6 protein-coding genes are annotated in these 7,986 nt (G+C 72.6%); 4 read left to right on the top strand and 2 right to left on the bottom strand.

Annotated elements, in window-relative coordinates; genetic code table 11:
• Window positions 1–144: 144 nt before the first annotated feature.
• Complete coding sequence (locus AOK24_RS05505) at window positions 145–1,314, top strand: mannosyltransferase YkcB-related protein (protein WP_055718920.1); 1,170 nt, start codon at window positions 145–147, stop codon at window positions 1,312–1,314.
• 57 nt (window positions 1,315–1,371) lie between these two features.
• Here the strand turns inward: AOK24_RS05505 and AOK24_RS05500 are convergent, their stop codons facing one another.
• Together AOK24_RS05500 and AOK24_RS05495 are read right to left on the bottom strand one after the other, a co-directional pair.
• Window positions 1,372–2,508, bottom strand: coding sequence for a tryptophan dimethylallyltransferase family protein (locus tag AOK24_RS05500; RefSeq protein WP_055718919.1), 1,137 nt, complete (start codon window positions 2,506–2,508; stop codon window positions 1,372–1,374).
• Window positions 2,509–2,511: 3 nt separating this feature from the next.
• Window positions 2,512–3,948 (bottom strand): pyridoxal phosphate-dependent decarboxylase family protein, encoded by a 1,437-nt coding sequence (locus AOK24_RS05495; protein ID WP_055718921.1) that lies wholly within the window; start codon window positions 3,946–3,948, stop codon window positions 2,512–2,514.
• Between the two features lie 159 nt (window positions 3,949–4,107).
• On the opposite strand from AOK24_RS05495, the gene AOK24_RS05490 reads away from it, so the two are divergent.
• The 3 genes from AOK24_RS05490 (at window position 4,108) to AOK24_RS05480 (ending at window position 7,894) form a co-directional block, all read left to right on the top strand.
• A complete protein-coding gene (locus tag AOK24_RS05490; protein ID WP_055718918.1) occupies window positions 4,108–5,550 on the top strand; it encodes an aldehyde dehydrogenase in 1,443 nt (480 codons plus the stop codon).
• Between the two features lie 65 nt (window positions 5,551–5,615).
• A complete protein-coding gene (locus AOK24_RS05485; RefSeq protein WP_159051798.1) occupies window positions 5,616–6,965 on the top strand; it encodes a cytochrome P450 in 1,350 nt (449 codons plus the stop codon).
• Window positions 6,962–7,894, top strand: coding sequence for a terpene synthase family protein (locus AOK24_RS05480; protein WP_055718916.1), 933 nt, complete (start codon window positions 6,962–6,964; stop codon window positions 7,892–7,894). Before AOK24_RS05485 ends, AOK24_RS05480 begins: the two co-directional genes overlap by 4 nt.
• Window positions 7,895–7,986 lie beyond the last annotated feature (92 nt).

Genomic DNA, 7,986 nt, shown 5'->3' with positions numbered 1-7,986 from the left:
TAAGGGACAGGTGCTCGGCCGGGTGGTGCGGGGATGGGTGCGGGTGCCGGTTCCGGTGTGGCTGCGCGTGCAGGTGCTCGTGCTTTCGGCGGTGGCGCTCAAGGGAGGTGGCCGGGCGGCCAGGGGCAGGACGGCTGGGCGAAGATGTTCGGGACCTCGCTCGCCTCGCAGACCGGGTGGCTGTATCCGTTCGCGGCGGTGTGCGCCGTATGCGGGCTGGTGTGGAGCCGGGGACGGCCGCGCACCGACGGGCTGCGTGCCGGGTTCCTGCTCTGGGGGACCTGGCTGGCGACGTTCTTCCTGGTGTTCAGCGCGGGGAGCGTGGGGGGCCACACGTACTACATGGGCGTGATCGCGGTGCCGCTGGCCGCGTTGACGGGCGGCGGGACCGTCGTGATGTGGCGGGCGTACCGGGCCGGTGGGCGGCGGGCGTGGGCGTTGCCGGGGGCGGTGGCGGCGACGACCGTGTGGAGTACGTATCTCGCGGGGGAGTTCAGCTCGTTCCTGCCGTGGCTGGCGCCGGTCGTGGCGATGCTGGGTGCGGCGGCCGTCATCCTGCTGGCGGTGGCGCGTCCCGGTGGGCCGGGGTGGTTCGGTGGGTCGTCGGGTGGGCGGTTCGGCGGGCGCCTCGCTCTCGCCGGGCTCGCCACCGCCCTCGCCGCCGTACTGATCGCGCCGGGTGCGTGGGTGGCGCAGGTGTTCAACCCCTCGTACCGCAGTACCGGCATGGGCGCGGTCGGCCCGTCCGACACCCGGGGTGGACGCGGGGCGCCGGGGACCTTCGTGTCGGCGGGCGGCCGGACGGACCGGCTGCGGTGGGGCGACGGCACGGGCGGGCGCACGGACGGACGCACGGGCGGGCGCACGGGCGGACTCATGGGCGGACTCATGGGGGACGCCGTACGTGCCGCGGGCCCCGGCTTCGGCGGCATCAGCTCGGACGGTGGACTCACCGCCTCCCAGCGGGAGTTGCTCGCCTATACGACCGCCCGCCAGGGCTCGGCGCCGTACGTCTTCGCCACCACGAACTGGAGCGCCGCGTCCCCGTACATCCTCGCCACCGGAGCCCACGTGCTGCCGCTCGGCGGGTTCAGCGGCCGGGTGCCGTTCCCGACGGAGGCGGGGTTCCGGCGGCTCGTGGGGGCGGGCGAGGTCCGGTACGTCGTGGTGGGCGGCGCCGGTCGCGGGGTGAGCGGGGCGACGGCCGCGACGCGGATCACGCAGTGGGTCCGGTCGGCCTGCGTGCCGGTCCCGGTGTCCGACTACGGCGGTTCGGACACCGGGCAGACGCTCTACCACTGCGCGTCGGCTTAGACCGGTTCGGGCGAGTTCGCGGCCGTCTCGTCACTGGTTGAAGGGGTGATGGCGGGCTTACAGGGGCGAGGGCTCTGCCGCGCCGGCCCGCTGGGGCACGTGGGCGTCCGAGTGGGGGCCCGGGTAGACGGAGAAGCGGAGGTACGTCGTGACGTCGCCGCGGCGGCGTCCCGTGCGGAAGCTGACGAGTTCCTGCAACCCCGTGAACGCGTCCAGCGGCTGGGGTGCCAGGGAGTCGACGAGAGCCCGGTAGGGGCCGGTGGGTACCCCTTCCTCCAGCAGGACCGCCTCGACCCGGCGGGTCGCTTCCCGTTCGTTCTCGCACAGGTCCGGCATCCGCAGGTAGGTGCTCGCCTCGTCGGCCAGGTCCGCGCCGCCCCGGAACGCCAGGCAGGTCAACGGGGCCTCGCCCCCCGTGTCGTGGTGCGGACCGGCGAGCATGCGGAACACCTCGGACGCGCGGAGCGGATCGTGGGCCCGTGCTGTCGAGGCGACGGCGTCGAGGGTGTCCAGGTCCGCGTCGTGATGCCGGTAGTAGACCTTGGCCCGCGCTCCGGGCGCGTCGGACAGGTCCAGGGCGAAGAATTCGAGCTCCCTGTCACCGGGGAGTGCTCCGTGGGCGCGTGCCGTGTTCCGCCACGCGGTGCCCATGTCGAGCCGTTCCATGGCCTGCCCGATCACGGCCTCGCGCCTGCGGTGGTCCCACGGGTAGAGCCCGAAGTACGCCTTGAGGGTCAGTCCTTCGCCGGGCCGCCAGGCCAACGCGTGCCAGAGGGGCGCGGGTTCGTGGCCGGTGTCGCCGAGGAAGACGTCCTCGACGCTCAGGTACCGGTCGAGGCCGACACCCGGCCGGCCTGCCAGGGCCCGGGTCACTTCCCTGGCCGTGTCCGTGGGCCGGGGGGAGCGGAATCCGGCGTCGAAGAGGACCCGCAGCTCCGGGTGGGCTCCCGACCAGTTGACCGACAGTTCGGCGGGGAAACCGTCCGCCGCGACGTACGACGGCGTGCGGCAGGTGCGTCCGACGGGGGCGTCGAACCAGTCGGCGAGTATCTCGCGCAGGAGCGACTCCGTCTGTCTCGCGCCGTCGCGGGGAAGGCGAAGCGCCTGTGCCGCGGCGGCCCACTGGTGGCAGACGAACGAGCCGAAGGAGTGGTCGCCCGCGTCGAACGTGCCGTACCGGATGGTCCTCGTCATGGTTCATTCGCCTTTCTCTGCGGTGATCAGGTGGAGCACGTCGTCGACGTGTTCCGCGTGCGTGCGGTGCGCGAGCACGCACAGGCGGATCAGCTGCCGGCCCGCGACGGTGGTGCTGTGCACGACCGACCGGCCGTCGGCGTTGACGCGGTCGAGGAGGCGCCGGGTCGCGGCGTCGGCGGCGAGCCGCGCCGCTTCGCCGGGACGCTCCGGCCGGACCGCGAAGGCGACGGCGGTCAGCTCGGGCCGCCAGGGGACGTCGAGGTGCGGGACGGCGCTCAGCGTGCGGTGGATGCGGGCCGCGAGGTCGAGCTTCTCGTCGAGGGCGTCCCGGAACGCGGACAGCCCGTACAGGTGCAGCGGGAGCCAGACCCGTACGCCCCGGTTCTCCCGGCTCAGCTCGATGCCGCGCCGGGCGTAGTCCGGGAGGGCGTCCGACGCGCCGACGTCCTGGAGGGTGTGGGCCGATCCGTCGTGCGCGTCCTGGAGGCGGCCCGGTTCCCGGACGACGAGAGCGCCGGTGCCGAACGGCAGGAACAGGGCCTTGTGGGGGTCCAGGGTCACCGAGTCCGCCCGCTCGATGCCCGCCGTGCGCTCACGGCCCCGTCCGGTGAGCCGGAAGAAGCCGCCGTAGGCCGCGTCCACGTGGAACCAGAGATCCTCGCGGGCGGCCAGGTCCCCCGCGTCCGGCAGCGGGTCGATGGCTCCGGTGTCCGTGGTTCCCGCTGTCGCGACCAGCAGGAACGGCCGCAGTCCCGCGGCGCGGTCGGCGCGTATCCGCTCCGCCGCCGCGCGCAGGTCCATCCTCAGGTGCTCGTCGACCGGTACGACGCGGACGTTGCGCTGCGGGATCCCGGCGATGCGGGCGGCCTTCGCGACGGAGTAGTGCGCCTGCTCGCTGACGTAGAGGGTGCCCCGCCCGATGTCCTCGCCCAGCCGGTCGTGACGGGCTGTCACCACGGCGGAGAGGTTGGCCATGGAGCCGCCGGTGGTGAGGACGCCCGAGCTGCCGGGCGGAAGGCCGCAGACGTCGCGCGCCATCCAGCGCAGGACGCCTTCCTCCAGGGCGGTGAGGGCGGGGGCCGCGGCGGCCAGGGTGCCGTAGCGGTTCACGGCCTTGGTGAAGAACTCGGCGAGAGCCGACGCGTAGAGCCCGCCGCCGGGCAGGGCGGCCAGCAGCCGGGAGCCGGCGGTCTCGATCGCGTTCTCGGCGCCCGCGCCGAGCCGGTCCATGAGCTGGTCCAGCGGGGTGCCGTCCTGCGCGGGCGCCGCCAGGAACGCGTCCGTCAGCTTCCTCTCTGTGTCGGGAGCGGTCCCGTCGTGCGCCGGCCGGAGATCTCGCGCCGCGAGGAACGCGGTGACCTGGCGCGTCACCGTGTCCGCCATGGCGGACATCTCGGCCCGGCCGGGTTCGAACGGAGAAGAGTTGTCGATCTTCATGATGATCAGGATGTCTCGTCCCGCGACGCGGGTGCGAGCAGATCCGGCCAGCTTTTCCACAGGCTTGCGTCACCTGTTTGACAGGTGACGATTCTCCCTGTCAGGCTCTTTGGGTGGCCGCCGCCGAGCGGTGCCGGCCGGACAGAAGGAGGCAGGCGCGTGGACGTCTACGACCGGCTCTTCATCGGAGGGTCCTGGGTGAAGCCGAGCGATCCGGCCCTCCTCGACCTCGTCTCGCCGCACGACCGGTCGCTGATCGGCCGCGCGGCCCAGGCGCGGCCGGCGGACATCGACCGCGCGGTGTCCGCCGCGCGGACCTCGTTCGACGCGGGAATCTGGCGCACCACCCCGCCCGTACGGCGGATCGCGCTCCTGCGCCGGTTCAACGCGCTGCGCGAGGAGCAGGCGGAGCGGATCGCGCGGCTGATCACGCTGGAGAACGGCTCACCGCTCTGGTTCACCCGCGCCGGACAGTCCGGCCTGACCCGGCAGGCGAACGCCTACCTGAGGGCGGCTCAGGAGTTCACCTGGGAGCAGGCGGTGACACCCTCCGACCCCACGTCACCGGTCCAAGCGGTGATTCGCCGTGTGCCGGTCGGCGTCGTCGCGGCCGTGATCCCGTGGAACTCCCCGTTCTCCTCGGCCACCTCGAAGATCGTCCCGGCGTTGCTGGCCGGCAACTCCGTGGTCCTCAAGGTGTCCCCGGAGAACTCGCTGAGCATGGGCTTCCTGGCCGAACTGCTGGAGCGTACGGGGCTGCCCGAGGGCGTCGTCAGTGTCCTGCCCGCCGACCGGGACACCAGCGAGCACCTGGTGTCGCACCCCGAGGTCGACAAGATCGCCTTCACCGGCTCGACCCGGGCCGGCCGCCGCATCGCCTCGATCGCGGGGGAGCGGCTCAAGCGGGTCAGCCTGGAACTCGGCGGCAAGTCCGCCGCCCTCGTCCTGCCGGACGCCGACCTCGGCGAGACCGTCGCGGGCCTGAAGATTGCCGCCCTGCTCAACAACGGCGAGTCGTGCATCGCGCAGACCAGGATCCTCGCGCCGCGCGGCCGGTACGAGGAGATCGTCACCGCCCTGAAGGAAATGGTCGAGTCGCTGACGGTGGGTGACCCGAGCGACCCCGACACCTTCATCGGCCCTCTGGCCGGCCCTGACCAGCAGCAGCGGGTGCGCACCTACATCCGGCTCGGCATCGAGGAGGGCGCCCGGCTGGTCACGGGCGGCCCGCAGATCCCCGAGGGCCTGGAGCGCGGCACCTACGTCACCCCCACCGTCTTCGCCGACGTCGACAACGCGATGCGCATCGCGCGGGAGGAGATCTTCGGCCCGGTCCTGGTCGTCATCCCCTACGACGACGAGGACGACGCCGTACGCATCGCCAACGACTCCCCGTACGGCCTGTCCGGCGGCGTCTGGTCCCGCGACCGGGAGCACGCCCTCGCCGTCGCCCGCCGTCTTCGCACCGGAACCGTCACGGTCAACGGCGCTCCCCTCACCTTCGACGGCCCGTTCGGCGGCTTCAAGGACAGCGGGATCGGACGCGAGTACGGCCCGGTGGGGCTCGGCACCTACACCGAGTACCAGACCATCACCTGTTGAACCGGTGACTGCTGCCGATGGTGCCGCGTGTCCCCGGCCCACCCCTGACCGAAAGGTACGAGACCGTGCGATCCACCTCCCCTCCAGCAGCGGCGCCCGTCGCTCCAGGCCGCATCCCCTTCCTCGGGCACCTGCCGCAATTGGCCGCCGGGCGGGCGGGGTTCTTACAGTCGGTCAGGGCGCGGGGCGACATCGTCACGATCTTCCTCGGCACGCGGCCGGTGTATGTCCTGAACTCGCCGGAGGCGGTCCACGACGTCCTTGTGACACAGAGCGGGAAGTTCGGCAAGGGACTGCTCTTCGACGTCGCCAGACCCTTCATCGGCAACGGCATCATCACCTCCGGGCGCGACGTGCACAGACACCGGCGCCGTGTGCTCCAGCCCGCCTTCCGGCGCGATGCCGTCGCCGCGTACGTCGGCACGATGACCGACGTCACCGAGGAACAGGTCGCGGCCTGGCGCCCGGGCGAGGTGATCGCCATGGACCGGGTGATGCGCCGGATGGCGACGGCCACGCTCGTCGCGACCCTGTTCAGCGGGGAACGCCCGGACGGCGCCGAGGCCATGGCGGAACTGGGGGAGCGGGTCGCCGAGCACCTGACCATGGTGATGCGCGGAGTCTTCGTGGGCACGGTCCTGCCCGCGCCGATCGCGTCCTCGCCCGCGCTCGGCCACCGCCGGTACCTGTCCGCCGCCGCGGCTCTGCGCGACCTCGCCGACACCGCCGTCCGGCAGGCCCGGCAGGACCCCACCGACCGCGGTGACCTGCTGTCGGTCATGCTCGCGGGCGCCGAGGGAGGAATGAGCGACGAGGCGGCCCGCGACGAGCTGCTGTCCCTGCTCATGGCCGGCGCCGAGACCACGTCGACCACCCTGTCCTGGGCCCTGCACGAACTCGGCAGGCGACCGCGGAGCGCGGACCGCATCAGGGCCGAGCACGCGGCCCTGCCCGCCGGCGCCCTGCCCGGCGCGGCGACGCTCCCCTTCACCGACCGGTTCCTGCGCGAGGTACTCCGGCTGCACCAGCCCAACTGGCTGCTCATGCGGCGCGCTCTGGAGCCGGCGCGGGTCTGCGGGACCGACCTTCCGCAGGACGCCGAGATCATCTACAGCGCGGCGGCGATGCACCGCGACCCCGCGTACTTCCCCGACCCCCTGCGGTTCGACCCGGACCGCTGGCTCGACCCCGCCCAGCAGGAGATCCCGCCGGGCGCCTACATCCCGTTCGCGCTGGGCAACAGGAAGTGCATCGGGGACTTCTTCGCGATGACCGAGATGCTGGTCGTCCTCTGCTCGGTCGTGTCGCGATGGCGACTGCACCCCGTCCGCGGGCACCGGGTCCGGCCGGTGGCCCAGGCGCAGATACGGCCGAACGCGCTGCCCATGCTCGTCTCGCCCCGGGACGCCCGATGAACCGCTCCCCGCTGCCCTTCCCCAGCCGCGTCAGCCCGGACTTCCAGGCCGCCCACGACCGGCACCTCGCCTGGCCGAAGTCCTTCGGATTCCTGTCGACGGAAGCGGAGGTGAAACACCACCTCAAGGGCCAGTTCCCGCTGATCGCGGCCCTGTTCTACCCGAACGCGACCGGCGGCGAACTGGACATCGGAGTCGACCAGCAGAGCTGGTACTTCCTCTTCGACGACGCGCTCGACGAAGCGTGGGGCCACTCCCCGGACCGGGTCGGTCACCTCGTCGGACTCGTCGAGGAGGGCGTCACCGGCGAGGCGGGCCCGCTGCCCCTGGCCGCCGCCTTCGCCGACATGCGGCGGCGCAGCTGCCGGGCGATGCCCCAGGACTGGATACGCCGGTCCGCGGCCCACTGGTCCTCCTACCTCCGCCACCACGTCGACGAGGCCCGCAGCCGGCACTCCGGCACCCCGCTGCCGCTGAGTACGTACCTGCGCGTGAGGCGCCACACCATCGGCGTGGCACCGGTCATCGACCTCGCCGAACGCCTGTCCTCCTGCGTCCTCCCGGACCACCTGTACGCGCTGCCCCACCTGTCGGTCATGCGGGAGACGACGAAGACCTTCATCATCTGCGACAACGACATCGTCTCCCTGGACAAGGACGCCGCACTCGGCGAGCAGAACAACCTCGTGCTGTGCCTGGAACGGGAGCACGGCCTCTCCCGCCCGGAAGCGACCGACCGGGCCGTCCGACGCCGGCAGGAATCCCTGCGGCTCTTCACGCTCGCCCACGAGGCCCTGCTCGACGCGGCCCACGACCCGGCCGAACGCGACCTGCTGGAGCGCTACTGCACGGAAGCGCTCCGGACCACCCTGCGCGGCGCCCACGACTGGCACCACACGTCGACGCGCTACCACTCGCACGACAGCTGAGGGGAACCCGACATGAAGAAGACGGAGCTGTTCTCCCACACCGACAACTCCCGCACCGCCAACCCCCGCCCCACCCCGACGCGGACCAGGAA

Source organism: Streptomyces niveiscabiei (genome assembly GCF_001419795.1).
Classification (GTDB): domain Bacteria; phylum Actinomycetota; class Actinomycetes; order Streptomycetales; family Streptomycetaceae; genus Streptomyces; species Streptomyces niveiscabiei.
The sequence above is the reverse complement of the archived record's forward strand: the minus strand, read 5'-3'. Positions and strand labels throughout refer to the sequence as shown.

Coding starts and splice junctions, on each gene's coding strand:
- AOK24_RS05505 (WP_055718920.1), top strand. CDS start 145: ATGTTCGGGACCTCGCTCGCCTCGCAGACCGGGTGGCTGTATCCGTTC.
- AOK24_RS05500 (WP_055718919.1), bottom strand. CDS start 2,508: ATGACGAGGACCATCCGGTACGGCACGTTCGACGCGGGCGACCACTCC.
- AOK24_RS05495 (WP_055718921.1), bottom strand. CDS start 3,948: ATGAAGATCGACAACTCTTCTCCGTTCGAACCCGGCCGGGCCGAGATG.
- AOK24_RS05480 (WP_055718916.1), top strand. CDS start 6,962: ATGAACCGCTCCCCGCTGCCCTTCCCCAGCCGCGTCAGCCCGGACTTC.